The 24,988-nt window shown below is 72.4% G+C and carries 22 protein-coding genes; 7 read left to right on the top strand and 15 right to left on the bottom strand.

Features of this window, described 5'->3' with window-relative positions; all coding sequences use genetic code 11:
- Positions 1–2: 2 nt before the first annotated feature.
- Positions 3–377 carry a DNA polymerase ligase N-terminal domain-containing protein gene (locus tag ACXR8F_RS14505; RefSeq protein ID WP_045186918.1) on the top strand — a complete coding sequence of 125 codons (375 nt, stop codon included), beginning with the start codon at positions 3–5 and terminating at the stop codon, positions 375–377.
- 19 nt (positions 378–396) lie between these two features.
- Here the strand turns inward: ACXR8F_RS14505 and ACXR8F_RS14500 are convergent, their stop codons facing one another.
- Positions 397–1,329: a hydroxymethylglutaryl-CoA lyase gene (locus tag ACXR8F_RS14500; protein ID WP_045186921.1), complete on the bottom strand. Its 933-nt coding sequence runs from the start codon at positions 1,327–1,329 to the stop codon at positions 397–399.
- Between the two features lie 112 nt (positions 1,330–1,441).
- Between ACXR8F_RS14500 and ACXR8F_RS14495 the strand changes: the two genes are divergently transcribed.
- Positions 1,442–3,094 carry a DNA repair helicase XPB gene (locus ACXR8F_RS14495; RefSeq protein ID WP_045186923.1) on the top strand — a complete coding sequence of 551 codons (1,653 nt, stop codon included), beginning with the start codon at positions 1,442–1,444 and terminating at the stop codon, positions 3,092–3,094.
- Positions 3,095–3,117: 23 nt separating this feature from the next.
- On the opposite strand, the gene ACXR8F_RS14490 is transcribed toward ACXR8F_RS14495, so the two are convergent.
- On the bottom strand, positions 3,118–3,885 hold the full coding sequence (locus ACXR8F_RS14490; RefSeq protein WP_458801466.1) for a sulfite exporter TauE/SafE family protein: 768 nt from the start codon (positions 3,883–3,885) through the stop codon (positions 3,118–3,120).
- A gap of 103 nt (positions 3,886–3,988) precedes the next feature.
- Here ACXR8F_RS14490 and ACXR8F_RS14485 point away from each other — a divergent pair, with 103 nt between their 5' ends.
- The 4 genes from ACXR8F_RS14485 (at position 3,989) to ACXR8F_RS14470 (ending at position 9,370) form a co-directional block, all read left to right on the top strand.
- On the top strand, positions 3,989–4,711 hold the full coding sequence (locus ACXR8F_RS14485; protein WP_458801464.1) for a response regulator transcription factor: 723 nt from the start codon (positions 3,989–3,991) through the stop codon (positions 4,709–4,711).
- A gap of 78 nt (positions 4,712–4,789) precedes the next feature.
- Complete coding sequence (locus ACXR8F_RS14480) at positions 4,790–6,244, top strand: sensor histidine kinase (RefSeq protein WP_458801462.1); 1,455 nt, start codon at positions 4,790–4,792, stop codon at positions 6,242–6,244.
- A gap of 69 nt (positions 6,245–6,313) precedes the next feature.
- Complete coding sequence (locus tag ACXR8F_RS14475) at positions 6,314–7,606, top strand: S1C family serine protease (protein WP_458801460.1); 1,293 nt, start codon at positions 6,314–6,316, stop codon at positions 7,604–7,606.
- A 225-nt stretch (positions 7,607–7,831) separates the two neighbouring features.
- Positions 7,832–9,370 carry an SDR family NAD(P)-dependent oxidoreductase gene (locus ACXR8F_RS14470; protein WP_082080630.1) on the top strand — a complete coding sequence of 513 codons (1,539 nt, stop codon included), beginning with the start codon at positions 7,832–7,834 and terminating at the stop codon, positions 9,368–9,370.
- Positions 9,371–9,624: 254 nt separating this feature from the next.
- Here ACXR8F_RS14470 and ACXR8F_RS14465 read toward each other — a convergent pair whose 3' ends face one another.
- The 3 genes from ACXR8F_RS14465 to htpX form a co-directional block, all read right to left on the bottom strand.
- Positions 9,625–11,034 carry a GNAT family N-acetyltransferase gene (locus ACXR8F_RS14465; protein ID WP_458801458.1) on the bottom strand — a complete coding sequence of 470 codons (1,410 nt, stop codon included), beginning with the start codon at positions 11,032–11,034 and terminating at the stop codon, positions 9,625–9,627.
- An 11-nt stretch (positions 11,035–11,045) separates the two neighbouring features.
- A complete protein-coding gene (gene pepN, locus ACXR8F_RS14460) occupies positions 11,046–13,544 on the bottom strand; it encodes an aminopeptidase N (RefSeq protein WP_458801456.1) in 2,499 nt (832 codons plus the stop codon).
- Between the two features lie 81 nt (positions 13,545–13,625).
- Positions 13,626–14,501, bottom strand: coding sequence for a zinc metalloprotease HtpX (gene htpX, locus ACXR8F_RS14455; RefSeq protein WP_045186936.1), 876 nt, complete (start codon positions 14,499–14,501; stop codon positions 13,626–13,628).
- 185 nt (positions 14,502–14,686) lie between these two features.
- Between htpX and ACXR8F_RS14450 the strand changes: the two genes are divergently transcribed.
- Positions 14,687–15,274, top strand: coding sequence for a hypothetical protein (locus ACXR8F_RS14450; protein ID WP_045186939.1), 588 nt, complete (start codon positions 14,687–14,689; stop codon positions 15,272–15,274).
- A 108-nt stretch (positions 15,275–15,382) separates the two neighbouring features.
- Here ACXR8F_RS14450 and ACXR8F_RS14445 read toward each other — a convergent pair whose 3' ends face one another.
- From ACXR8F_RS14445 to ACXR8F_RS14400, 10 genes are read right to left on the bottom strand one after another with little or no spacing between them, the layout of a single operon-like run.
- On the bottom strand, positions 15,383–16,975 hold the full coding sequence (locus ACXR8F_RS14445) for an NADH-quinone oxidoreductase subunit N (RefSeq protein ID WP_458801454.1): 1,593 nt from the start codon (positions 16,973–16,975) through the stop codon (positions 15,383–15,385).
- Positions 16,972–18,477, bottom strand: coding sequence for a complex I subunit 4 family protein (locus ACXR8F_RS14440; RefSeq protein WP_458801452.1), 1,506 nt, complete (start codon positions 18,475–18,477; stop codon positions 16,972–16,974). Before ACXR8F_RS14440 ends, ACXR8F_RS14445 begins: the two co-directional genes overlap by 4 nt.
- Complete coding sequence (locus tag ACXR8F_RS14435; protein WP_458801451.1) at positions 18,468–20,462, bottom strand: NADH-quinone oxidoreductase subunit 5 family protein; 1,995 nt, start codon at positions 20,460–20,462, stop codon at positions 18,468–18,470. Before ACXR8F_RS14435 ends, ACXR8F_RS14440 begins: the two co-directional genes overlap by 10 nt.
- Entirely contained in the window at positions 20,459–20,938 is a 480-nt protein-coding gene (gene nuoK, locus ACXR8F_RS14430; RefSeq protein WP_458801449.1) for an NADH-quinone oxidoreductase subunit NuoK, read from the bottom strand. Before nuoK ends, ACXR8F_RS14435 begins: the two co-directional genes overlap by 4 nt.
- Positions 20,935–21,513, bottom strand: coding sequence for an NADH-quinone oxidoreductase subunit J family protein (locus ACXR8F_RS14425; RefSeq protein WP_458801447.1), 579 nt, complete (start codon positions 21,511–21,513; stop codon positions 20,935–20,937). Before ACXR8F_RS14425 ends, nuoK begins: the two co-directional genes overlap by 4 nt.
- On the bottom strand, positions 21,510–22,346 hold the full coding sequence (locus ACXR8F_RS14420) for a NuoI/complex I 23 kDa subunit family protein (RefSeq protein ID WP_458801445.1): 837 nt from the start codon (positions 22,344–22,346) through the stop codon (positions 21,510–21,512). The genes ACXR8F_RS14425 and ACXR8F_RS14420 overlap by 4 nt, the downstream gene beginning before the upstream one ends.
- Positions 22,347–22,367: 21 nt before the next feature.
- Entirely contained in the window at positions 22,368–23,342 is a 975-nt protein-coding gene (gene nuoH / locus ACXR8F_RS14415; RefSeq protein ID WP_458801443.1) for an NADH-quinone oxidoreductase subunit NuoH, read from the bottom strand.
- Positions 23,339–23,893: an NADH-quinone oxidoreductase subunit C gene (locus ACXR8F_RS14410; protein ID WP_458801442.1), complete on the bottom strand. Its 555-nt coding sequence runs from the start codon at positions 23,891–23,893 to the stop codon at positions 23,339–23,341. Before ACXR8F_RS14410 ends, nuoH begins: the two co-directional genes overlap by 4 nt.
- Positions 23,890–24,540, bottom strand: a complete 651-nt coding sequence (locus ACXR8F_RS14405) for an NADH-quinone oxidoreductase subunit B (RefSeq protein WP_458801440.1) — start codon at positions 24,538–24,540, stop codon at positions 23,890–23,892. Before ACXR8F_RS14405 ends, ACXR8F_RS14410 begins: the two co-directional genes overlap by 4 nt.
- Positions 24,540–24,899 carry an NADH-quinone oxidoreductase subunit A gene (locus ACXR8F_RS14400; RefSeq protein WP_045186959.1) on the bottom strand — a complete coding sequence of 120 codons (360 nt, stop codon included), beginning with the start codon at positions 24,897–24,899 and terminating at the stop codon, positions 24,540–24,542. Before ACXR8F_RS14400 ends, ACXR8F_RS14405 begins: the two co-directional genes overlap by 1 nt.
- Between the last annotated feature and the right edge of the window lie 89 nt (positions 24,900–24,988).

The following is a 24,988-nucleotide window of genomic DNA, read 5'->3' as shown; positions in this document are numbered from 1 at the left end:
CCTTGGCAGGCAAGGGAACAGGCGGAGGTCACCGGCCGGCATACGTGCTCCACGACCACCGGAAGCCGCGGCCGCACTTCGACCTGCGGCTCGAGGAGGGCGGCGTGCTGCGCTCGTGGGCGGTGCCCAAGGGCCTGCCCACGTCGAGCCGGCACGACCGGCTGGCCGTTGCGGTCGACGACCACGACCTCGACCACCTCACCTACGCCGACGAGCACAAGACGGTCGCCGAGACGGGCTGGTGGGAGGAGGAGTCACGCGACGACCACCGCATCGTCTTCGTGCTCCACGGCGGCTCGGGGGCGCGTCGCTACGCCCTGATCCGCACCGACCGTGACTGGCTGCTCCACCTCGTGAAGGACCAGCCACCCCGCTGAGCGGGTGACTCGCTCGGGCTCAGGCGCCGGCGAGCGCCCGCACGACGTTGCTCGGTGACGGCCGACCGAGCTGACCGGCCATCCACACCGATGTCTCGACGAGGGCGTCGAGGTCGACGCCGGTCTCGACGCCGGCGCCGTGCAGCGCCCAGACGAGGTCCTCGGTGGCGAGGTTGCCGGTGGCCGACTTCGCGTACGGGCAGCCGCCCAGGCCCCCGGCTGCCGCGTCGACGACCGAGACGCCGTCGCGCAGCGCGGCCATGGTGTTGGCGAGGGCCTGGCCGTAGGTGTCGTGGAAGTGCACCGCGACCCGGTCGGTGCCGATGCCCCGGGCGTCGAGCGCCTCGAGCAGCCGGTGCACGTGACCGGTGGTGCCGACGCCGATGGTGTCGCCGAGGCTCAGCTCGTGGCAGCCGAGGTCCATGAGCCGCTCTGCGGTGTCGACGACCTGCTCGACCGGCACCGGTCCCTCCCACGGGTCCCCGAAGCACATCGAGACGTAGGCGCGCACCCACATGTCGTCGGCGAGTGCGCGCTTGACGACCGGCTCGAACATCGCGTACTGCTCGGCGACGGACCGGTTGAGGTTCTTCTGCGCGAAGGTCTCGGTGGCGGAGCCGAAGATCGCGATGGCCGTGAGGCCGAGCTCCTCGGCGCGGTCGAGGCCGCGCTCGTTCGGCACGAGAGCGGGCCGGCGGCGGCCGCGGCCGTCTTCGCCGAGCGCCCCGAGCACCTCCTCGGCGTCGCCCATCTGCGGCACCCACTTCGCCGGCACGAACGAGGTCGTCTCGATGGTGCCGAGCCCGGCCGCCTCGAGCCGCCGGATGAACTCGACCTTCGTCGCGGCCGGCACGACGGTCTTCTCGTTCTGGAGGCCGTCGCGCGGACCGACCTCGTAGATCGTCACCTTCGTCGGCAGCCCCGTCGCCGCCTCGACCTGGGGGGATCGCATTCGCCCATACTGTCACCACGGCATCCGGCGCCCCTCGACCCCCGTTCGATGTGTTCGGGGGTCACCGGTCACCGCGGAATACATCGAACCGAGAGCTGGGTTGAGCCTGACGATGAATGACGGACCCCTGATCGTCCAGAGCGACAAGACCCTCCTCCTCGAGGTCGAGCACCCGCGCGCCGAGGAGGCCCGTCGCGCCATCGCGCCGTTCGCCGAGCTCGAGCGCGCTCCTGAGCACGTGCACACCTACCGCATCACCCCGCTCGGCCTGTGGAACGCCCGCGCCGCCGGGCACGACGCCGAGCAGGTCGTCGACGCCCTCATGACCTTCAGCAGGTATGCCGTCCCGCACGCCCTGCTCGTCGACGTGGCCGACACGATGGACCGATACGGGCGCCTCACCCTCGAGAAGGAGGGCTTCGCGGACTCCGAGGAGGGCACGCGGCTCGTGCTGCGCACGACCGACCGCCCGGTGCTCGAGGAGGTGCTGCGGCACAAGAAGATCAAGCCGCTCACCGGCGAGCGCATCGACGACCTCGCCGTCACCGTGCACCCGAGCGAGCGCGGCACTCTCAAGCAGGAGCTGCTCAAGGTGGGCTGGCCGGCCGAGGACCTCGCCGGCTACGTCGACGGCGAGGCGCACCCCATCGACCTCCAGCAGGACGGGTGGCACCTGCGGCCCTACCAGCAGCATGCCGTCGACGGCTTCTGGCACGGCGGCTCGGGCGTCGTCGTGCTCCCCTGCGGCGCCGGCAAGACGCTCGTGGGTGCGGGCGCGATGGCCGCCGCGAAGGCGACGACCCTCATCCTCGTCACCAACACGGTCAGCGCCCGGCAGTGGAAGGACGAGCTGCTGCGCCGCACCACCCTGACGGAGGACGAGATCGGCGAGTACTCCGGAGCCCGCAAGGAGATCCGCCCCGTCACCATCGCGACCTACCAGGTGCTGACGACGAAGCGGAAGGGCGCGTACGCCCACCTCGACCTGCTCGACGCGCGCGACTGGGGCCTGGTGGTCTACGACGAGGTGCACCTGCTGCCCGCGCCGATCTTCCGCATGACGGCCGACCTGCAGGCGCGCCGCCGGCTCGGGCTCACGGCCACGCTCGTGCGCGAGGACGGGCGCGAGGCCGACGTCTTCAGCCTCATCGGCCCGAAGCGCTTCGACGCGCCGTGGAAGGACATCGAGGCGCAGGGCTACATCGCTCCCGCGGACTGCGTCGAGGTGCGGGTGACCCTCCCCGAGGGCCAGCGGATGGCGTACGCCGTCAGCGAGCCCGACGAGCGCTACCGCCTCGCGTCGTGCACCGACGCGAAGCTCGGGGTCATCGAGAAGCTCGCCGCCAAGCACGTCGGCGAGCCGACGCTGGTGATCGGGCAGTACCTCGACCAGCTGCACGAGGTGGCCGAGCGGCTCGGCGCCGACGTCATCACCGGCGAGACCTCCGTCAAGGAGCGCCAGCGGCTCTACGACGCGTTCCGCACCGGCGAGATCAGCACGCTCGTCGTCAGCAAGGTCGCGAACTTCTCGATCGACCTGCCCGAGGCGAGCGTCGCGATCCAGATCAGCGGCACCTTCGGCTCGCGGCAGGAGGAGGCGCAGCGTCTCGGACGGGTGCTGCGCCCCAAGGGCGACGGACGCACCGCGCACTTCTACACGATCGTGAGCCGCGACACCGTCGACGCCGACTTCGCCGCGCATCGCCAGCGCTTCCTCGCGGAGCAGGGGTACGCGTACCGGATCGTCGACGCGGACGACCTCTGAGCCCGCCGGGACCCGGGAGGCTGTCAGGCGCGTAGCGCCTCGGCGCCGACGACGACGGCGAGCACGGCGAGGAAGACCGCGAAGGCACGCAGCAGCACCGGCCCGGCGGCACGCCCGGACACCCGGCTGCCGAGCCAGGTGCCGAGGCCGGTGCCGAGCGCGAACGTGACGACGAGGTCCCACGGCACGTCGCCGACGCCGCCGCCGAGGACCCGGGTCGCCAGCGCGGCCGTCGCGTTGACCGCGATGACGACGAGGCTCGTCGACGTGGCGACGACGACGGGCAGCCGCATGACGAGGGTGAGAGCGGGCACGGCGACGAAACCGCCGCCCACGCCGAAGAACCCGGTCAGGGCGCCCACGCCGAAGGCCGTCGGCACGAGCTGGGTCAGTGAGACCTCACCGGCGCCCTCCGCGGACGCCTCCGGTCGCCGCGCGTGCAGCCAGGTGAGCACCCCGACGACGGCGAGCAGCACGGCGAAGCCGGCCAGGAGCACGCGCGGGTCGACCAGCACCGACGCCCGCGACCCGAGCACCGATCCGCCCAGGCCGAGGCCGCCGAAGACGAGGCCGGTCCTCCAGTCGACCCGGCCGCTGCCGCGCAGGCCGACCAGCCCGACCACGGCGCCGAAGAGGACGACGACGAGCGAGATCGTCGTCGCCTCACGCACCGGCTGGTGGAGCAGGTAGACGAGCACCGGCACCGCGACGACGGCGCCGCCCCCGCCGAGTGCGCCCATCACGAGCCCGACGAGGAGGCCGAGCAGCGGTGCCAGCAGCAGGACTGTCATCGGCGCCCACGCTAGGCCACCGCGATCTCCCACCCCGCGGACGGGTGATCGGCCTGCGCAACTCTCCCAGCGAACTCCCAGCAAACACCCTGACACTGGGACCGTGGACACCCAGACCGCACCCGCGCCCGAGGCGCGCCTGCTCGTCGTCGAGGACGAGCCGAACATCCGTGAGCTGCTCGCGACCTCGCTGCGCTTCGCCGGCTTCGAGGTCGAGACCGCCGGCGACGGCACCACCGCCCTCGCCATCGCCGCGGAGTCCGAGCCCGACCTCGTCGTCCTCGACGTCATGCTCCCCGACGTCGACGGCTTCGAGGTGACCCGCCGGCTGCGCGACCGCGGCCGCCAGCAGCCCATCGTCTTCGTCACGGCACGCGACGCCACCGGCGACAAGATCCAGGGCCTCACCGTGGGCGGCGACGACTACGTCACCAAGCCGTTCAGCCTCGAGGAGGTCATCGCCCGCATCCGCGCGGTGCTGCGCCGCACGCGCGGCCAGGTCGACGACGGCGCGACCCTCAAGTTCCACGACCTCGAGCTCAACGAGGACTCCCACGAGGTGCGGCGCGCCGGCCGGGTCATCGACCTGTCCCCCACCGAGTTCAAGCTGCTGCGCTACCTGCTGCTCAACCCGAACCGGGTGCTGTCGAAGCTGCAGATCCTCGACCACGTGTGGGACTACGACTTCCGCGGCGAGTCCGGCATCGTCGAGTCGTACATCTCCTACCTGCGCCGCAAGATCGACGCCGACGGGCCGTCACTCATCCACACCAAGCGCGGCGTGGGTTACGTTCTGCGAGTGCCCCCAGAGCCCACCACCGCCTGACCCGGGCCCGACGTGACGTCACGGACGGCCTCCTCGCCCGCGACCGGCCGGCGGTCCCTGTCGCGTCGGCTCGGCGCAGTGTCGCTGCGCTGGCGCCTGCTCGGCGTCACCCTCGGGCTCATCGCCGTGGCGCTCGCCGTCACCTCGATCGTCGTCAGCGCCCTGCTCCGTGCCTACCTCGTCAACCAGACCGAGCAGGAGCTGGACGTCTACGCGACGAGCCTGGCGTCCGTCGACCTCGCCGAGCTGCAGCGCACCAGCTCGGGGCTGCCCTCGAACTTCACGGCCATCGCGTCGGTCATCTCGACGAAAGAGCAGATCGAGCTGGGCCAGGCCACCCTCGAGCCCGCACCGCCCGCCATCCCGGCCGTCACGCCTGACGACCAGAACGTCATCAGCAAGCTGCCGTTCCGCGTCGGCTCGCGAGACGGTGAGGGCACTTGGATCGCGGTCGCGAGGTTGAACGACGAGGGCACCGCCGTCGTCGTCGTCGCGCTCCCGGTGCGCCCGCTCGACGCCACAGTCACCCAGTTCCTCCTGTATGCCGCGGGCATCGGGGCGATCGCGCTGCTGCTCACGGCCCTGCTCGGCTGGTACCTCGTGCGCCGCACCTTCCGGCCGCTCACCCGCATCGAGGACACCGCCGCCAAGATCGCTGTGGGCGACCTCACCCAGCGCATCGACGTGCCCGACACCGACGACGAGGTCGCCTCGCTCTCCCGGTCGCTCAACGCCATGCTCGCCCGCATCGAGCAGAGCTTCGCCGTGCGCGAGGCGAACGAGGCCAAGATGCGCCGCTTCATCGCCGACGCCTCGCACGAGCTGCGCACCCCTCTGGCAGCCGTCGGCGGCTACGCCGAGCTCTACCGCCAGGGCGCCCTGCCCACCGCCGACGCCGTCACCGGTGCGATGGGCCGCATCGAGTCCGAGGCGACCCGGATGAGCGGCCTCGTCGAGGACCTGCTGACCCTGGCCCGCCTCGACGGCGAGCGCCCGCTCGAGCTGCAGCCGGTCGACCTCGCGGTGCTCGCGGCAGACGCCGCGCAGGACGCCCGCACCATCGCACCCGGACGCCACATCGTCGCGACCGGCATCAACGGCCCGATCGAGCCGACCGAGCTGCGGGCCGACGAGCAGCAGCTGCGCCAGGTCGTGACGAACCTCGTGACCAACGCCCGGGTGCACACGCCCGACGGCACACCGATCGAGATCCTCGTCGGCCGGGTCGACGTCGACCACGTCGCGCTCCACGTCCGCGACCACGGTGCCGGCATACCGGTGCAGGACCGCCAGAACGTCTTCGAGCGCTTCTACCGCGCCGACTGGTCGCGCAGCCGCGGCAAGGGCGGCGGCAACGGGCTGGGGCTCGCCATCGTGCAGGCCATCGTCGCGGCGCACGGCGGGCGCGTGCGCGTCCAGGAGACCCCCGGCGGGGGCGCGACCATCGTCGTGGAGCTGCCACGCCGGGCCGCCGCAGAGCAGGGCGCGACCGTGTCGTCGGGCACCCGGCGCCAAGGCACAGCGGATTCTTAGGAACGGCACAACGCGGACCCAAGCTGGGTGGATGTCATGGGAGGCAACAGCCCAGATCGAGGAGGAGCCATGACCCTGGCACCCGAGGACCGCACGCAGCAGATTCCGCAGGCCGACTACTACAGCCAGGCCGCACCCACGTCTCCGCCGGCGCCGCCCTCACCGCCCACGCCGCCTCTCGGCGAGGGCAGCCGCCCCGCCCCGAAGCGGGACCGGCGGCTCGGCCAGACGGTCAGCGTCGCCCTCCTGGCGGCCGTGCTCGCGAGCGGCGGCACCTACGCCGTCACCCAGCTCGACGGCCAGGGGACGTCGACCACCACGACCCCGTCCGCCACGGCGACGGCCAGCACGAACCAGAACTCCTCGCCCACCGTGGTGCAGGGCAACGCGACGGCACCCGACTGGGGGGCCGTGGCGGCAGCCGTCGCGCCGAGCGTCGTCAGCATCGACGTGACGACGCAGCAGAGCTCCGGCGCCGGCTCGGGCGTCGTCTTCGACAAGAGCGGCCACATCCTCACCAACAACCACGTCGTGGAGGGCGCGGGCGGCAACGGGTCGATCACCGTGACGCTCAGCGACGGCCGCACCTACGACGCCACGGTCGTCGGCACCGACCCGTCGACCGACCTCGCCGTCATCAAGCTGACGAGCGCGCCGAGCGACCTGACGCCGATCACCCTCGGAGACTCCGAGTCGCTCAAGGTCGGCGACCCGACCATGGCCGTCGGCAACCCGCTCGGCCTGTCGGGCACCGTGACGACCGGCATCGTCTCGGCGCTCAACCGTCCTGTGAGCACCGGCAGCTCGAACGAGTCGCCGTTCGGGCAGCAGTCGTCGGGCAACGAGGTCGTCACGAACGCCATCCAGACCTCGGCGGCGATCAACCCCGGCAACTCCGGCGGCGCCCTCGTCAACGCCAAGGGCGAGCTCATCGGGATCAACTCCTCGATCGCCTCGCTGGGCCAGAGCCAGGGCAGCCAGAGCGGCAACATCGGCATCGGCTTCGCGATCCCCGTCAAGGAGGCCAAGTCGATCGCCGACCAGCTGATCAAGAGCGGCAAGGCGCAGCACGCGTTCCTCGGCGTCAGCACCCGCGACACGACCGTGACCGACGGGGCTGCCAAGCGCGCCGGCGCCCAGGTGGTGGCGGTCACCGGCGGCACCCCGGCCGCCAACGCCGGCATCAAGACCGGCGACGTCATCATCGCCGTCGACGGTCAGCACGTCGACTCCGCGACGGCCCTCGTCGCGCAGATACGCGAGATGACGGCGGGCGAGAAGACGAAGCTGACGATCATCCGCGGCGGCTCCCGCCAGGACGTCGAGGTCACCCTGGCCGTCCGGCCCGACAGCACCAGCTGACGCCCCCCGATCCCCGCGCCGGGGACGCGAGAGGGTGTGCACCGCCCCCACGCGACCCCGGGCGAGGCCAACCACCCCGACGCCCCTGGGCACGTATGCCGTCGGGTCGCCTCCGTCGCCGGCCACCACGCTCCCGGTGGCTGGCGACGACGCTGCCCAGCGGCATACGCAGGCGGGGGGCGCGACGATTCGGGGCGCACCCGGCCACACGCGTACCCTTGCGCGGTGAGTGAGACCGAGACCGAGCCCAGCGGGCTCGACGAGCTGGACCCCGCCGCCGTCGTGCGCCTCGACCCCGAGGACGTCGCGACCGCTGTGCGGGTGCTCGCCCTCGCCCCGTCGCTGGAGCTCGACGACCCCGACTTCGAGACCCTGAAGCGCGCGGCGTCGCTGATGTACAAGCGGCTGAAGAAGGACCGGCGCAACGCCAAGACGTGGGCCGAGCGCAAGGCCGACCGGCAGGTCATCGAGTCGACGGCCACCGGGTCGCCGATGCGCATCGACGACGAGACCAAGGGAATTCCCCTGGTGTCCAACGCTTCCGGCGCCTTCGCGGGTGAACTGGTCAACCCGCGCGGGTGCTACATCTGCAAGAAGGACTACACGCTCGTCGACGCCTTCTACCACTGGCTCTGCCCCGACTGCGCGGCCGCGAGCCACGCCAAGCGCGACCAGCGCACCGACCTCACGGGCAAGCGCGCCCTGCTCACCGGCGGCCGGGCAAAGATCGGCATGTACATCGCGCTGCGGCTGCTGCGCGACGGCGCCCACACGACGATCACGACGCGCTTCCCCAAGGACGCGATGCGCCGGTTCGCCTCGATGGACGACTCGGCCGACTGGATCCACCGGCTCAAGATCGTCGGCATCGACCTGCGCGACCCCACGCAGGTCGTCGCCCTGGCCGACGAGGTGTCCGCCGCCGGACCGCTCGACATCCTCATCAACAACGCCGCCCAGACGGTGCGCCGCTCCCCCGGCGCCTACAGCAACCTCGTCGAGCTCGAGTCGGCGCCGCTGCCCGACGGCGTGGTGCTTCCCGAGATGGTGACGTTCGACCGCATCAGCGAGGCCCACCCTGCCTCGATCGCCGGCGCACTGGAGAACCACGCGGTCGCCCACCACGACGGCGAGAGCGTCGAGCACGCCGTCGCGGCGCAGACCGCGGCGTCGATGACGGCGCTGGCCCTCCAGGCCGGTCACGCGAGTCTCGAGGCGCACCTCGCCGGCACCGCGGTCGACGCCGGCGGCCTGCTGCCCGACCTGCAGCGCAACAACTCGTGGACGCAGAAGGTCGAGGAGGTCGACCCGCTCGAGCTGCTCGAGGTCCAGCTGTGCAACTCCACAGCGCCGTTCATCCTCGTGTCACGGCTGCGCCCGGCGATGCGCGCCGCGATCGCGGGAGGCGCACGACGCGCGTACGTCGTCAACGTCTCGGCGATGGAGGGGCAGTTCTCGCGCCGCTACAAGGGTCCCGGGCACCCGCACACCAACATGGCCAAGGCCGCCCTCAACATGCTGACCCGCACGAGCGCCGGTGAGATGTTCGAGTCCGACCGCATCCTCATGACCGCGGTCGACACCGGCTGGATCACCGACGAGCGGCCCCACGACGAGAAGCTGCGCATCGCGGCGGAGGGCTGGCACGCGCCGCTCGACCTCGTCGACGGTGCCGCGCGCGTGTACGACCCGATCGTGCGCGGCGAGGCCGGCGAGGACCTCTACGGCTGCTTCGTCAAGGACTACGCGCCCAGCCCGTGGTGACCCTGTCGGGCTCGTGGCCGGCCGACCGTCACTGACCGCGGCCGCAGCGGCTCGCTGCGCTCGACGTTCCCTCCTCGCCCCGAAGAAGTGGCACGCCTTTCCTCGGCTCGTTCCGGGACAGAGTGGGACCCGCTGGGTACAGGCATCGCAGGGCGTCGGGTCAAAAAGCGGCTCGGCGCCCGTCCTCGTGGATCACCGACTGCCCAGGTCGTGGGGGTTCTGCGGCGCCAGGTGCCGCAGAACCTCCACGACCGTCAGGCGTCGTCCTGCCGGGCCAGCTCCTTGGCGTACCAGACCTCGGCGTAGGGGCCGTCGTTGAAGGGCGGCACCTCAGCCCACCCGTGGCGCACATAGAGGGCCCGGGCCTCGACGAGGTCGCGGCGGGTGTCGAGCCGCACCGCCTCCACGCCCCACACCCGGGCGATCTCCTCGGCGCACAGCACCAACGCCGAGCCGAGCCCTGTCCCGCGGTGCTCGGGCCGCACGTACAAGCGGCGCAGGTCGGCCACGCGGCGCCCACGGTCGTCCCGGAGTCGGCGCAGGCCCACGCAGCCCGCGAGCAGCGACGGGTCGTCCGCCGACCGCGCCACGACGAACTCGCCCGTCGGTGGCGCGAGGTCATCGCTGCGCATCCGTGGGAAGCCCGACTCGATCTCGTCCGGGGTGGAGTCGCGGCCGTGGTGCAGCCGGTGCCACCGGTCGCTCACCTCGACGTAGTAGTCGCGGAGCAGCTGCTCGCACTCCGCCGAGCCGACGTCGGCCAGCTCGACGACCCACGGCCCGGCCGCTGCACCGGTCATGGCGTCGGCACTCGCCCGAGCGGCGGCCACGGGAGGGCGACGCCGTCGGCGATCCTCGCGCATCAGCGCGACGAGGTCACGGCGCCTGCGGTCGGGCTCTGCGGCATACGTCGAGGGGCCCTCGGGGCGCTCCCTCACCCGCAGCGCCTCCTCGAGGATCTCGCGGTGGTGGGGGTAGGCGTCGAGAGCCCAGCGACCCGCGCCCGACTTGGAGGTCGGCACACCCGTGGCGAGCAGGTGCACGAGACGCGGAGCGCCCAGCCCTCCCCACTCCGCAGCCTGCGGGAGGGACGCCTCACGGGGGTGGTGCTCCATCGCCTCGAGCTGCGCACGCCAGTAGGTGTCGAGGTTGTCGCGCGTCGACCGGTGCAGTGCCTCGTCGTCGCTCCAGACCGTCGTCTCACCGAGACCGTCACCGAGACCCTCGCCGAGACCCTCGCCGAGACCGTCGCCGTGCACCGTGATCCCGTGGTCGCGCAGCTCGCGCCACGTGATGTGGGTGACGTCGGCGTGGGTGCCGACGTGGAACCAGCCGTGCAGCACGCCCGGCACGTCGGGCACGGCGTCGGGGCTGCCGGCCAGGTCCTCGGCCAGGCAGTAGAACCCGTCGTATGCCGGCTGCGGCCACTGCTTGTCGACGTCGGCGTGCACCCTGCGGAGCACCTCACAGTCCGCCTCGGTGGGGCGCCTGCCCACCACCGCGACGAAGTCGACGTCGCTGCCACCGTGGAACTCGCCACCGAAGCCGAGCGACCCGTGGAGGTGGAGGGCGTCGAGCAGGCCCGGCAGCCGTTCGTCGAGCAGCCGCACGTGGGCGTCGCACACCGCGAGCACGGCCTCGGGCAGGTCGGCGCGCGTGGGCACCGCCACGACGGTCAGACCGCCGCGCCGAACGTGGCCCTCGAGGCCAGGGCCTCGCGCAGCTCGGCATCGGCGTCGACGAGCGAGCGGCGCACCGCCGGCGTCAGGTCGTCGCGCGACATGGCCTCGGCGCTCAGCTGCGCCGTCTCCTCGGTGAAGACCCTCGGGAACGCGACGAGCACGACCCGCGAGAGGGCGTCCTCGCCGACCCACCCCGACATGGCCGGGACGTCGGTGAAGAACCGCGGCACGTAGTCGGCGACCAGGTCGTCGTCGGGCGCGGTCCAGAAGCCCCGCGCGAGGTGGATCATCTCGTAGTTCGAGCGGCCCTCGCGGCCCGTGAGCTGCTGCCAGGCCCAGGCCTTGGCGTCGGGCTCGGGCAGGCTCGCCCGGCACATGAGCGCGTTGAGGCCGCCCTGGAGGGTGTCGTCCTTCGCGCGGAAGGCCTCGATGTCGCGGGCCTCGACCAGGCCGCGCGAGGCGAGGTTGCGCACGACGATCCAGCGGAAGTCGCCGTCCTCCTCGAGGCCGGCGGGCAGACCGTGTCCGTCGGCCCAGGCCCGCAGCAGCACCTCGTCGTCGCTGGTGCCGGCGACGAGACGTGCTGCCGCCAGGGACTCGGTGGTGCCCGGCCCGGAGCGCTCGAGCAGTCCGGTGCCGTCGCGGTTGAGCCGGTCGAGGGCGTCGTCCTGTGAGGCCCGGGGAACGAACCACGGCACGATGCGGTGCTCGGCGTACGCCGCGACCCGGGTCAGGATGGAGGAGTTCGACTCGTGCGGCCACGCCGCGTCGAAGACGTCGAGGAACGCGTCGGGAGAGACGGTCGCGCCGTGCACGCCGTCGATGAGCGCCGACCACACGACGGCCCGTGCCTGGGCGTCGGGCACCTGCGCCAGCTGCACCGGCAGCGCCGCCACCGTCTGGTCGGAGAGGCGCACCCGCGCCCACGTCAGGTCGGAGGCGTTGGGCACCACGATGGCCGGCTCGGGTGTGCCCTCCAGCTCGGCGAGGGTCGTCTCGGGTCCGGTGACCGTCACCGAGGCCCGGGCGAGCTCGCGCCCGTCGGTCCAGCCCGCCACGTCGAAGGCGTGCGGCCGGTCGGCCGGGCGCTCGGCGGGCGACTCGCGCCGCACGACGGCGGACTCGACGACGCCGCCCTGCTCCTCGAGGTCGACCGAGATCGTGTCGCGGTCGGCGGTGAGCAGCCAGGCGCGCGACCAGGCGTCGAGGTCCTTGCCGCTCGCCGTCTCGATGGCGCCGAGGAAGTCGGCGAGCGTGCCGTTGCCGTAGGACTTGTCGGTCAGGTAGGCGCGCACCCCGGCGATGAACTGCTCGTCACCGACGTACGCGATGAGCTGGCGCAGCGTGGCCGCGCCCTTGGCGTACGAGATGCCGTCGAAGTTCTGCAGCGCGCTCTGCGCGTCGAGCGCCTCGACACCGGCGACGGGGTGGGTCGACGGCGAGCGCTCGGCGCCGTAGCCCCACACTTTGCGCACGATCGAGGAGTCGACCCACGCGTCGGTGTACTCGGTCGCGTCGACGAGCGCGCGGTGCGACATGTACTCGGCGAACGACTCGTTGAGCCACAGGTCGTCCCACCAGCGCATCGTGACGATGTCGCCGAACCACATGTGCGACATCTCGTGGCTCACCGTGTTGGCGCGCGTCAGCAGCTCGTCGCGGGTAGCGGCGCCCCGGTAGAGGTACTGGTCTCGGAAGGTGACGCAGCCCGGGTTCTCCATCGCGCCGGCGTTGAACTCGGGGACGAACACCTGGTGGTACTCCCCGAACGGGTAGCGGATGCCGAAGAGCCCGTGGAAGTAGTCGAACGACCGCTTCGTCACGTCGAAGAGCTCGGCCGCGTGACGCTCGAGGGGCTCGCGCAGCGAGGCGCGGGAGTGGATGCCGAGCGGTATGCCGTCGTGCTCGTCGCGCACGGAGACGTACGGTCCTGCGCAGACGGTCACGAAGTACGTCGCGAGCGGCTTGGTCTTCGCGAGGGTCCACGTGCCCGGGGCCGTACGCGTGGCGGCGCCGTTGCCCAGGACGGTCCAGTCGAGGGGCGCACGCACCGTGACGTCGTAGGGGGCCTTGAGGTCGGGCTGGTCGAAGCACGCGAAGACGCTCGGCGCCGCGTCGAGGAAGAGGTGGCCGTAGACGTAGTCGAGGTCGTCGGCGGGGTCGGTGGCCCGGTGCAGCCCCTGTCCGTCGTGGCTGTAGGCCATCGTCGCGGCGACGACGAGCTCGTTCTCGCTCGCGAGGTGAGCCAGGGGCAGGCGCCCGTCGGACAGCTGGTCGGGCTCGATCGGCTCGCCGTTGAGCGTGACCGTCTCGACCGAGTGCGCCTTGAGGTCGACCCACGTCGCGGCGCCGGGCTGCTCGCACGTGAACCGCACCGTCGTGTGCGAGCCGAAGACCTCGGCACCCTGGTCGAGGTCGAGCTCGACGGCATACGACGTGACGGTGATCAGCGAGGATCGCTCGCGGGCTTCGGCCAGGGTGAGACTGCGCATAGGGGCGAGCCTGCCAGATCGGCGGGCCCGCCGTCGCACAGGTTGCGCAGCGCCCTCTCGGACGCGCCGCACCAGGTCGGGTCAGCGCTGGAAGGGGCCGCCCGCCATGTTCTCGAGGCGCGCGATCCGCTGCTCCATCGGCGGGTGCGTCGACAGGAAGCGCGTGACGTCCTGGGCACGGAAGGGGCTGGCGATCATCATGTGGCTGGCGTTGACGATGTCCTGCTGGGGTGCCAGCGGGGCCCGCGCCACCCCGGACTCGAGCTTGCGCAGGGCGGACGCGAGGGCCAGCGGGTCGCCGGTGAGCTTGGCACCGTCCTCGTCGGCGTCGTACTCGCGGGTGCGGCTGATCGCCATCTGGATCATCATCGCGGCCATCGGCGCGAGCAGGCTCATCGCGAGCAGGGCGATGGGGTTGGGACGGTCGTCGTCGGAGCTGCCGCCGCCGAACATGCTCGTGAACATGAGCATCTGGCCGATCGAGGTGATGACACCGGCGATGGCGGCCGCGACCGAGCTGGTGAGGATGTCGCGGTTGTAGACGTGCATCAGCTCGTGCCCGAGCACGCCTCGCAGCTCACGCTCGTCGAGCAGGCCGAGGATGCCCTCGGTGCAGCAGACGGCGGCGTTCTGCGGGTTGCGGCCGGTCGCGAAGGCGTTCGGGGCCTGGGTGGGGCTGATGTAGAGCCGCGGCATGGGCTTGCCTGCGGCAGTGGAGAGCTCGCGCACGATGCGGTACATCACCGGCGCCTGCGCCTCGCTCACGGGGTAGGCGTGCATGGCCCGGATGGCGAGCTTGTCGCTGTTCCAGTAGCCGTAGAAGGTCGTCGCGACGCCGATCAGCGCGAAGAGCCAGATGAACCGCCCGCCGCCGACCAGCGCGCCGATGCCGAGCAGGAGGGCCCAGATGCCGCCGAAGAGCGCGGCGGTCTTGAGCCCGTTGAAGTGGTTGTGCATGCCGGTTGAACGAGCGGTCCGGGGCAACTGTTCCCAGCCGACACCCAGACAGGAGCCGGCCGTGGGCCGCCTGAGAGCCGGCTGTGACACGGATCTCTCTCATTACGTTTTTCAACTACTACGTGTAGTAGTAGTTTTGAGCCAACGGGGAGGCCGACACTCCCCACCGAAGAAAGAAGAGAGCGATGCGTAAGACCCTCGACAAGCTGATCTCCTGGACCGGCCTCATCCTCGCCGCCGTCCTCGTCGTGGCGGGTGGTCTGCTGACGTACGCCAGCAGCTTCGTCGCCGACAACGTCAAGCAGCAGCTGAGCCAGCAGAACATCACGATGCCCGCCGCGGCGGCTCTCGAGACGCAGGAGCAGAAGGACGCGCTCCTCCAGTTCGCGGGTCAGAAGATGGAGAACGGCGCGCAGGCCAAGGCCTTCGCGGACCACTACATCCTCGTGCACATGAACACCCAGTCGAACAACCGGACCTACTCCGAGGTCTCGGGCGAGTTCATCAAGCTCTCCAAGGACCCGAACGCCGACCAGGCGCAGGTCAAGGCCCTCGGTGAGCTCCGCCAGAGCCTGTTCATGGGCAACACCCTCCGTGGCCTGCTCCTCAACGCCTACGCCTTCGGCACCATGGGCACGATCGCCCTCTACGCCGGCATCGGCGCCTTCATCGCAGCAGCGATCTTCCTGGTGCTGGGCCTGCTCGGCCTGCGGCACGCGAGGACGGCGTCCGACTTCCCGGCCGTGGCGCAGCGGGCTCCCGCGACCGTCTGAGTCTCCTGGGGGAGAACGAAGGGGCCGTCCAGAAGCGGGCGGCCCCTTCGCCGTGCCCGCACCCGGTCAGCCTGCCCGAGCGCTCAGCCGAGCGCTCAGCCGAGCCGCTCAACCCAGCAGGCGCAGGAGCAGGTCGGGCTGGACGCTGACGACGACGAGGACCGCTGCGGACAGGGCGAGTCCGGCCACGACGACCGGACGGCGCGCGGCTGCGACCGTGCGTCCGGCCCGCTGACTCGCGCCGTCGGCCTCCCCTGCCGCGGACGCCTCACGCTCGGTGATCACGGCCCGCAGCCAGCGCAGGTAGACGGCGACCCCGATGACGGCGTTGACGGCCGCGATGACGGCGAGCCACACCCAGCCCTCGGCGAGCACCGGCCGCAGCGCGGTGACCTTGCCGACGAGGCCGATGACGCCCGGCGGCAGGCCGGCGAGCGAGGTCAGCGCGAGCACGAGCGCACCGCCCCGCCACGGGCTGCGCTGCCAGAGCCCCTCGTAGGCGGCGAGCGTGCGACCGTCGGTGCCCCGGTCGCGCAGCGTCACCGCGACGACCGCGAAGGCGACGAGGGTGGCGACGACGTAGGTGAGCAGGTAGGTCGCGCTGGCCCCGACTCCCAGCGCCGAGATGCTCACGAGCGGGAGCACGACCCAGCCGGCCTGCGCGACGGTGGACCAGGCGAGCAGGCGCACGACGTCGTCCTGCCGCAGCGCCATGACGTTGCCGAGCGTCATGCTCAGGGCGGCGAGGACGGCGATCGCGAGCAGCGCCGGTGTGCCGAGGACCGCGACGGCGCGGAGCACGACGAGGAGCGCCGCGAGCGCGGCCACCTTCGAGACCGTCGCGAGGAACGTCGCGACCGGCACCGACGAGCCGGCGTATGCCGTCGGCGTCCACGCGTGGAACGGCACCAGCGAGAGCTTGAAGCCGACGCCGGCCATGACGAGCACCGTCGCGAGGGCCACGAGACCCGAGGACACCGACGGGAGGACGACGTTCGTCGGCGCACCGGCTGCGGAGAAGGCCCCCGCGGACGACAGGGCGGCGTCGGGGGTGAGGAACGGGCTTCCGGTGGCGGCGAACCACAGCGCGACACCGAGCACGAGCAGCGCGAAGGAGACGAGCGAGGTCACGAGCAGCTGGGTCGCCCCGGCGGCGGCCGACCTCCGTCCGGACAGGGCGACGAGGGCGATGACCGGCAGGGTGGCCAGCTCGAGCGCGACGAGCCAGGTACCGACGTCGCGGCTGGCCGCGACGACGACCGTGCCGGCGAGGGCCGCGAGGAGCAGCACCGCCTCGACCGGCTCGCGCGTGCCACCGTCGGGGCGCCGGCGCCGGGCACGCGGCCAGGCGAGGGCGATGCACACGAGCGCCGAGACCGCGGCCGCGAGCTGCAGGGTCGAGCCGAGGGCGTCGGCCTGCCAGAGGCACACCTGCGGCAGTCCCTCGACGGGCGGCAGCGTGCCCCTGCCGCCGGCCGCTGCGACGGGCGTCAGGCAGAACGTCTGGCGGGTCGACCCGCCACCCAGAGCCAGCCCGGGCACCGTGGCGACGGCCGAGCCGGCCGTCGCGAGCGCCGCGATGCCCCAAGGCAGCCGGCGTCCTCGCGGGGAGAACAGGTCGGCCACGAGCACCAGCACCAGACCCGCGACGGGGAGCAGCGCGGGCAACAGGGTGGCGTAGTCGATGGTCAGGCCCTTCACGGCGCCACCCCCAGCCCGGCGAGCAGACCCGAGGTGGCACTGTCGGAGAGGCCCAGCAGCAGGTGCGGCAGCACCCCGAGCCCGACGATGACGACGACGAGCGTCAGCACGACGGCCCACCGGGCGCCGTGCGCGTCACCGACCGGCTCGCCGGCAGCCCCGTCGGCACGGTCGCTCCCCTCGCCGGCCCAGACGATGCGCGCCACGCGCAGGGAGTAGGCCGCCGCGAGCGCGAGCCCGACGGCGCCCAGCACGACACAGACCCGCATCAGCGCCACGGGACGCCCGGGCGCGGGCGACCAGGCGGCATACAGGGCGAGGAACTCACCCCAGAAGCTGACCAGCCCCGGCAGGCCGAGGGCCGCTGCCAGTCCGACGACGAGCGCCAGCCCGAAGCGAGGCGCCTTGTCGCGCAGGGCCGCCCGCGCCACCCGGAGGTCGGCGGAGCCCCACTGCTCCTTGAGGTCACCGACGACGAAGAAGAGCAGTGCCGCGACGACGCCGTGGGCGATGTTGCCGAAGAGGGCGGCCTGCAGGCCGGTCTCGCTGCCCGAGGCGATGGCCAGCGCGACGAACCCCATGTGTGCGACCGAGCTGTAGGCGATGAGGCGCTTGAGGTCGCGCTCGACGAGGCACGCGAGCCCTCCCCAGAGGATGCCGACGACGCCGAGCAGCGCCAGCAGGGGGCTCAGCTCGGCGACGCCGACGGGCACGGTCGCGACCGCGAGCCGCACGATGCCGTAGGTGCCCATCTTGAGCAGCACGGCGGCGAGCAGCACCGAGCCCGCCGTCGGGGCGATGGTGTGCGCGGACGGCAGCCAGGTGTGCAGCGGCCAGAGCGGCACCTTGATGCCGAGGCCGAGCAGCAGCACGCTCGCGATGGCGACCTGCAGCGACCGCGACAGCCCGGCGCCGTGCCGGTCGGCGAGCACGGTGAGGTCGCTCGTGCCCTGGTGGTGCACGAGCAGCAGGATGCCGACGAGCATGAGCGTCGAGCCGAGCACGGTGAAGAGCACGAAGCGGCCGGCCGCGTCGGCGCGCGTCTCGTCGCGCACGTGGTCGTCGCCGAACCGTCGCACGAGCACCCACATCGGCACGAGGACGACCTCGAAGGCGACGAAGAAGAGGATCGCGTCGCGGGCCAGGAACGTTGCGAGAGCGCCGGTCTCGACGAGCAGGATGCAACCGAGGAACGTCGAGCCGGTGCCGCCCTTCGGGATCGGTCCCGACAGTGCGTGCGCGACGACCGCCACGGTGAGCAGCGCGGTCATCAGCACGAGCGCTGCGGAGATGCCGTCGACGCCGAAGTGCCAGCGCACGCCGAGGGCGCGGATCCACGGCACGTCGACCTCGTGGCGTCCCCACACGACGACGACGGCGAGGACGGCGGTCACGACCGTGGCGCCGAGCGCGATGGCGCGCTCGACCCGCGTCTCACCGGGGATGGCGATGAGGGCGATCGCCCCGAGCAGCGGCAGCAGGAGCATGAGCGTCAGCGCCATGCGGTCACCCCCAGGATCGCGATGACGACGACGCCACCGAGAAGCCCCAGCAGCGAGAGCGACGGAACGGCCCGGTGGCTGCGCTCCCCCACGCGGCCGGCGGCACGCGCGACGACGGCGGTGGCTCGCGGGTAGGCGTCGACGACGTCGCGGTCGAGCGTCACGACGAGCCGGGCGAGCGCGGTCACGGCCCGCCCGATGCCGACGTATGCCGTGTCGGCACCGAAGCCGCGCACGGCCCGGTCGCGCAGGGGCCCGGGCACGCGGTCGGCGACGTCGGAGCGGCCGCGGTCGCCGGCGACCCACACCGCTGCGGCGGCTCCCGCGACGAGCAGCAGCGAGACCAGGGCCGTGAGCACGCCGACGTGCACGCCGCCGCGCAGGCTCGCGAGGAACAGGGTCGCTACGACCGTGAGGACGGCCAGCACCGAGACGACGAGGGCGGCCGAGAGGGTGATCGGCGCGTGGCCGTGCGCGTGGACGCGCTCGACCTCGGCGTCATCGGCGCTGTCGGCGACCGTGACGACCGCGACCTGCTCCGCGGGGACGACGGGGTCGGGCTGCGCGACGGGCGAAACGGCGGGCGAAACGGCGGGCGAAGCGGCGGCCGAGCCGGGTGCCGGGTCGGCTGCACCGGCTGCCGGGCCGGCTGCCGTGCCGGTCGGCGGGACGACCGCGAGCGGGGTGTCGAGGAGCAGCCAGGCCCGCGTGCAGTACGCCGCGGTGAGGGCCACCGTGAGGAGGAGGGCGATCGTCACGACCACCGACCCCGCGCCAGTGCCTTCGAGTGCGGCGTCGATGACGGTGTCCTTGGAGAAGAACCCGACGAGCGGAGGGACGCCTGCCAGCGACGCCAGACCGATGCCGGTCGCCCACCGGAGCGCACCCGTCGGCCGCAGCCGGCCACGCAGTGCCGCGAGCGCCGTGGCGCCACCGAGCACCGACAACCACCCGGCGGCGAGGAAGAGGAGGGCCTTGAAGAAGGCGTGGCCGAGGAGGTGCGAGAGCCCGGCGCCGGGACCGAGCTCGGCCGGGGCAGCAGCCAGCGCCGACAGCATGATCGCGATCTGGCTCAGCGTCGAGTAGGCCAGCATCCGCTTGAGGTCGGTCTGCACGAGGGCGAGCACGGCGGCATACACCATCGTCAGGGCCGCGAGCACCGCCAGCAGCAGGCGAGCGCCGTCGTGCTCGGCGTAGAGGGTGAAGAGCCTGGCGACGAGGTAGGTGCCGGCCGCGACCATCGTGGCGGCGTGGATCAGCGCCGACGCGGGGGTGGGGCCCTCCATGGCGTCGGGCAGCCAGTCGTGGAACGGGACGAGACCCGACTTGCCGGCCACCCCGACCAGCACGCCGACGAGGCCGACGGTCAGCGCCGTGTCGTGCCCGGACGCGGTGAGCACCGCCATGAGGTCGGTGCTGCCCGCCCGAACTGCGAGCGCGACGAGCCCGACCACCATGCCGATGTCGGCGACACGCGTGACGAGGAAGGCCTTGTAGGCGGCACGTCGTGCCGCGGGCCGCTCGCTGTCGTGGCCGATGAGCAGCCACGAGCACCAGCCCATGATCTCCCAGCCGACGAGCATGAGCACGAGGTCGCCCGCCTGGACGAGGAGCAGCATGCCGGCGGCGAAGAGCGAGACGGTCGCGGCGAACCGGCCGTAGCGCGGGTCGTCGCGCAGGTACCAGACGGTGAAGACCTGGATCGCGAGCACGACGAGGGCCACGACGAAGGAGACCAGGCCCGAGACCCGGTCGGACAGCAGGTGCAGCGGCACCGCGAGGCCACCGCCGAGGGGCAGGCTGCCGAGGCTGTCGATGTCGGCGGCACGCGCCGGCGCGACCCACTGGATCAGCCCGAGCACCATGACGTACGCCGAGACCGAGACCGCGACCGCGGCCGCCACCAGGCGCCGACGGTGCATGACCAGCCCGAGCAGGCCGGCGAGCGCCGGCAGCACGACGATCATCCGCACGATCCAGCTCACGCGGCCCCCTCCCCCGACCGGGCGGCCGTCGGCTCCGCCGTGCCGTCTGCGTCGTCGGCCTCGTCGGTGCCGTCGTCAGTGCCGTCGTCGGCGCCGTCCGGGGTCCCCCAGCTCTCGACCTCGTCGTCGAGGTCTCCGGGGTCGTCGGGGTCGTCGGGGTCGTCGGGGTCGTCGGTGAGGTCCGGCACGGCCGTCAGGTCGATGTGACCCGCCCGGCGGAACAGCACGAGGATGATCGCCAGAGCGACGGTGATCTCGGCGGCCGCGATGGTGATGACGAAGAGCGTCAGGACCGGCCCGGCGGAGAACGGCGCCCCCGGCCGTGAACCGGCCGTCACCAGAAGCAGGTTCGCGGCGTTGAGGATCAGCTCGACGCCGATGAGCACGAGCACGGCATTGCGGCGGGCGAGCACGCCGTAGACGCCGATGCCCGCGAGCAGGGCCACGAGGGCACCCGGGAGCGCGAGGTGGATCACCGGCGCACACCATCGACCGGGCGCACACCTTCGGCCCGGCGGACGGCACCGTCGGCGGCCGGGTCCTCCCGGTGCAGGACGAGCCGCGACACGGCGAAGGCGCCGACCAGCGCGACGAGCAGCAGCACCGACAGCAGCTCAAACGGCCAGACCCACGTGCCGAAGACCGCCTGGGCGATGCGCGGCGTCGTCGCCGCCGGGGCGTCGAGGTCGACGGTGGCACCCGAGAGCAGCGGCAGCAGCAAGGAGGCGAGCAGCGCCGTGGTCGCCGCACCGAGCACGGCACCCGCCGCTCGCTGCCACCACGGCGTGTCGATCTCTGCGTGCGGTCCGATGGGCGCCCGGGTGAGCATCAGCGCGAAGAGCACGAGCACGACGATCGCGCCGACGTAGACGAGCAGCTGGACGAGGCCGACGAGCTCCTGGCCGAGAACCAGGTAGGCACCCGCCAGCGACCCGAGGGAGACGAGCAGCCACAGCGCCGCGTGCACCACGTGCTTCGTCGTCACCGAGAGCAGGGCCGAGAGAGCGGTCACGACGCCGACGGCGACGAAGACGATGTCGCGGGTCGTCACTCGCGGCCCTCCTCGTCGGGCGTCACCGCGGGGAGCACCTGCGTCGAGTCGCCCTCTGCTGCAGGGCTTCCCGTGTCGCCGAGCGCGGGCATGGGCTTCGTCGCGTCGACGGCCCTGTCTGCGGCCGGACGTTCGGGTGCGGCAGCGGAGGCGCCTTGGCCCGACCCGGCAGCCTGGTCGGAGCCGGCGGCCTGGTCGGAGCCGGCGGGACTCTCGGGGCGCACCCGGGTCGGGCGGGCAGCGGGACCGTCGCCACGCGTACGGCCGGGGGCACCCGCTCCCGCACGCAGGGCGCTGCCGGCACGCGGACCCGCACCGGCGGCTCCGCGAGGTGGCTTGGCTGCGGCGGTCACCTCGGCCGGGTCGACGCTGCCGGGGTCGAGGGCCGGCGGCGGGGGCACGGTGGCCATCCACGCGCCGAGCCGGTCCTTCTCGTGCAGCAGGTCGCGGATGTCGGTCTCGGCGTACTCGAACTCGGGGCTCCAGTGCAGGGCGTCGAACGGGCAGGCCTCGATGCAGATGCCGCAGTACATGCAGAGCGAGAAGTCGATGGCGAAGCGGTCGAGCACGTTGCGCTGGCGGGCGCGGCCACCCGGGGTCGTCGGTGGCAGCTCCTCCTTGTGCGAGTCGATGTAGATGCACCAGTCGGGGCACTCACGGGCGCAGAGCATGCACGAGGTGCAGTTCTCCTCGGTGAGCGCGATGACGCCACGCGACCGAGGCGGCAGTGCGGGCGCGACGTCGGGGTACTCCGCAGTGTGCGTGCGCCGGGTCAGCGACCGAGCCGTCGTGCCCAGTCCCTTGACCAGTCCGGGCAGGATGCCGTCACCCACGTCGGTTCACCGTCCTCGTGCTCATCGGGGGAACACCACCACGCCGACGGCGGTGATGGCGAGCTGGAACAGCGCCACCGGGACGAGCCACACCCAGGCGAGACGCTGGAGCTGGTCCTCGCGCATGCGCGGCCACGAGACGCGCAGCCAGATGACGACGACCGCGACGAGGAAGCCCTTGAGCAGGGTCCACACCCAGCCGACCCACGGCTCGAACGGGCCGTGCCACCCACCGAGGAAGAGCACGGCGAAGAGCAGCGACATGACGACGATGCCGGCGTACTCGGCGAGCAGGAAGAAGGCGAACCGCAGCCCGGTGTACTCGGTGAAGGCGCCGAAGACGATCTCGGAGTCGGCGAGCGGCATGTCGAACGGCGGTCGCTGCAGCTCGGCGAGCGCCGAGACGAGGAAGACCACGGCCCCCGGGAGCTGCCACAGCAGCCACCACGGGTTCCACGCGTTGCCGATGCCGACGAGCGAGAGGGTGCCGGCCGCGAGCGCCACCGACGCTACGGCCAGGACCATCGGCAGCTCGTACGACACGAGCTGGGCGGCCGCGCGCATCGCGCCGAGGAGGGAGTACTTGTTGGCCGAGGCCCACCCCGCCATGAGCGTGCCGATGATGCCGACACCGATGACCGCCAGCACGAGCACGACGCTCGCGTCGACCGTGGCCCCGACGACCTTCGGCGACAGCGGGATGACGGCGAGGGCGACGAGGTACGGGATGAGGGCCACGAAGGGCGCGAGCCGGAAGACCTGGCGGTCGGCTCGGGCCGGGGTGATGTCCTCCTTCTGGACGAACTTCACCCCGTCGGCGACGAGCTGGGCCCAGCCGTGGAAGCCGCCGGCATACATCGGCCCGAGGCGGCCCTGCATGTGCGCCATCACCTTGTGCTCGGTCTGGCCGACGAGCAGGGGCAGCACGAGGAAGGCGACGAGCACGGCGAGCGCCCGCAGCACCACCTCGAGCCACGGGGCGAGGACGAGGTTCATCGCGGACCCCACTCGGGGCCGGGCACGCCCGGGGCCTGCACGCGGCGCCGGCCCGGAGCCCGCGCGGAGTCGTGGCCCTCGCCCGGCTCCTTCGCGCCGGGCCAGGCCTTGGATGCGCGGGCGGCGAGCACGAACGACTTGCGCAGCGGCGTGCCCTCGAAACCCTCGGGCAGCAGGAGCGGTCGCAGGCCGAGGCCGGTGCCGTCGTCGAAGCCGTCGAAGTCGATGCCGAACATCTCGTGGGTCTCGCGCTCGTGCCACGCAGCGCCGCGGAAGATCGGCGTCAGCGACGGCACCGGTACGCCCTCGGGCGCGCGGGTGCGCACGAGCACCGACGGGACCCGGCCCGGCTCGCGCGTGTCGACCAGGTGGCAGACGACGTCGAAGCCCGCCGCGTCGCGCTCGTCGGCCGAGTCGCGGCCCCCACCCTCGCGGTCGGTCTCGTCGACGGCGGTCAGCCAGTCGAAGTACGCGTAGCCCTCCTCGCGGAGCGCGAGCACCGTGCTCGACCACTCCCCGAACGGCACGTCACGCACGTCGGTCACCCTCATCGGTCACCGCCGCCGGCCACGGCACCGCGCTGCAGCAGGGGCCGGCGCACGTCGCCGGCGCTCCCGACCCGCGTGCCGGCATACCTGCCCTTGAGCTTCTGCGCCGACAGGCGCTCGTTCGCGATCTGCTCCTGGAGGCGGATGATGCCGTGCAGCAGCGCCTCGGGGCGCGGCGGGCAGCCGGGCACGTAGACGTCGACGGGAACGATCTGGTCGACGCCCTTCGTCACCGAGTAGGAGTCCCAGTAGGGGCCGCCGGAGTTGGAGCAGGCGCCGAACGAGATGACGTACTTCGGCTCGGGCATCTGGTCGTAGAGGCGCCGGATCGCGGGCGCCATCTTGTCGGTGACGGTGCCCGACACGACCATCAGGTCGGCCTGCCGCGGACCGGGCGCGAAGGGGATGACGCCGAGGCGGATGAAGTCGTGGCGCCCCATCGAGGCGGCGATGAACTCGATGGCGCAGCAGGCGAGCCCGAAGTTGAAGACCCAGAGGGAGTAGCGCCGGCCCCAGTTGAGCACGACCTTGACCGGCTTCGGGGTGTGGCCGCCGAGCACGCCCATCGACGCCGGACCGACGGTCGGCATCGGCAGGTCGACCGGACGGCCGGGCTGGCCGGACTCGTTCGCGTTGGGCTCGCTGGCCATCACACCCACCTCAGCAGTCCGCGGCGGGCGGCGTGGGCCAGCCCGAGCACGATGACCCCGATGAAGATCGCCATCTCGACGAGGCTGGCGCGGCCGAGGTCGGCGTCGCGGATCACCGTCGCCCACGGGAAGAGGTAGACGGCGTCGACGGCGAAGACGACGTAGAGGAAGGAGAAGACGAAGTAGCGGACCTTCGTCTGGGCCCAGCCCTCGCCGACCGGGTCGACGCCCGACTCGTAGGTCGTCAGCTTGGCCGCGTGCGGCGCGCGCGGTGCCAGCAGGCGCCGGGCGACCATCGCGGCCGTGACGAGCAGCACGCCTGCGCCCAGCACCGCTGCGACGGCAAGGTACCCGGACATGTCGGCCAGCCTATCCATGCGCGGTCCCGGTATGCCGTGTGGTCGCGGCACGCTCCCCCGGCCGGTGAGGAGCCGGCCGCGTGTCGAGA

It is taken from the genome of Terrabacter sp. AAH1, from assembly GCF_054456855.1.
The sequence above is the reverse complement of the archived record's forward strand: the minus strand, read 5'-3'. Positions and strand labels throughout refer to the sequence as shown.

Excerpts from the sequence above, each read along its gene's own strand:
- ACXR8F_RS14500 (WP_045186921.1), bottom strand. The coding sequence starts at position 1,329 with ATGCGATCCCCCCAGGTCGAGGCGGCGACGGGGCTGCCGACGAAGGTG.
- ACXR8F_RS14495 (WP_045186923.1), top strand. The coding sequence starts at position 1,442 with ATGAATGACGGACCCCTGATCGTCCAGAGCGACAAGACCCTCCTCCTC.
- ACXR8F_RS14490 (WP_458801466.1), bottom strand. The coding sequence starts at position 3,885 with ATGACAGTCCTGCTGCTGGCACCGCTGCTCGGCCTCCTCGTCGGGCTC.
- ACXR8F_RS14475 (WP_458801460.1), top strand. The coding sequence starts at position 6,314 with ATGACCCTGGCACCCGAGGACCGCACGCAGCAGATTCCGCAGGCCGAC.
- pepN (WP_458801456.1), bottom strand. The coding sequence starts at position 13,544 with ATGCGCAGTCTCACCCTGGCCGAAGCCCGCGAGCGATCCTCGCTGATC.
- htpX (WP_045186936.1), bottom strand. The coding sequence starts at position 14,501 with ATGCACAACCACTTCAACGGGCTCAAGACCGCCGCGCTCTTCGGCGGC.
- ACXR8F_RS14450 (WP_045186939.1), top strand. The coding sequence starts at position 14,687 with ATGCGTAAGACCCTCGACAAGCTGATCTCCTGGACCGGCCTCATCCTC.
- ACXR8F_RS14440 (WP_458801452.1), bottom strand. The coding sequence starts at position 18,477 with ATGGCGCTGACGCTCATGCTCCTGCTGCCGCTGCTCGGGGCGATCGCC.
- nuoH (WP_458801443.1), bottom strand. The coding sequence starts at position 23,342 with ATGAACCTCGTCCTCGCCCCGTGGCTCGAGGTGGTGCTGCGGGCGCTC.
- ACXR8F_RS14410 (WP_458801442.1), bottom strand. The coding sequence starts at position 23,893 with ATGAGGGTGACCGACGTGCGTGACGTGCCGTTCGGGGAGTGGTCGAGC.
- ACXR8F_RS14405 (WP_458801440.1), bottom strand. The coding sequence starts at position 24,540 with ATGGCCAGCGAGCCCAACGCGAACGAGTCCGGCCAGCCCGGCCGTCCG.
- ACXR8F_RS14400 (WP_045186959.1), bottom strand. The coding sequence starts at position 24,899 with ATGTCCGGGTACCTTGCCGTCGCAGCGGTGCTGGGCGCAGGCGTGCTG.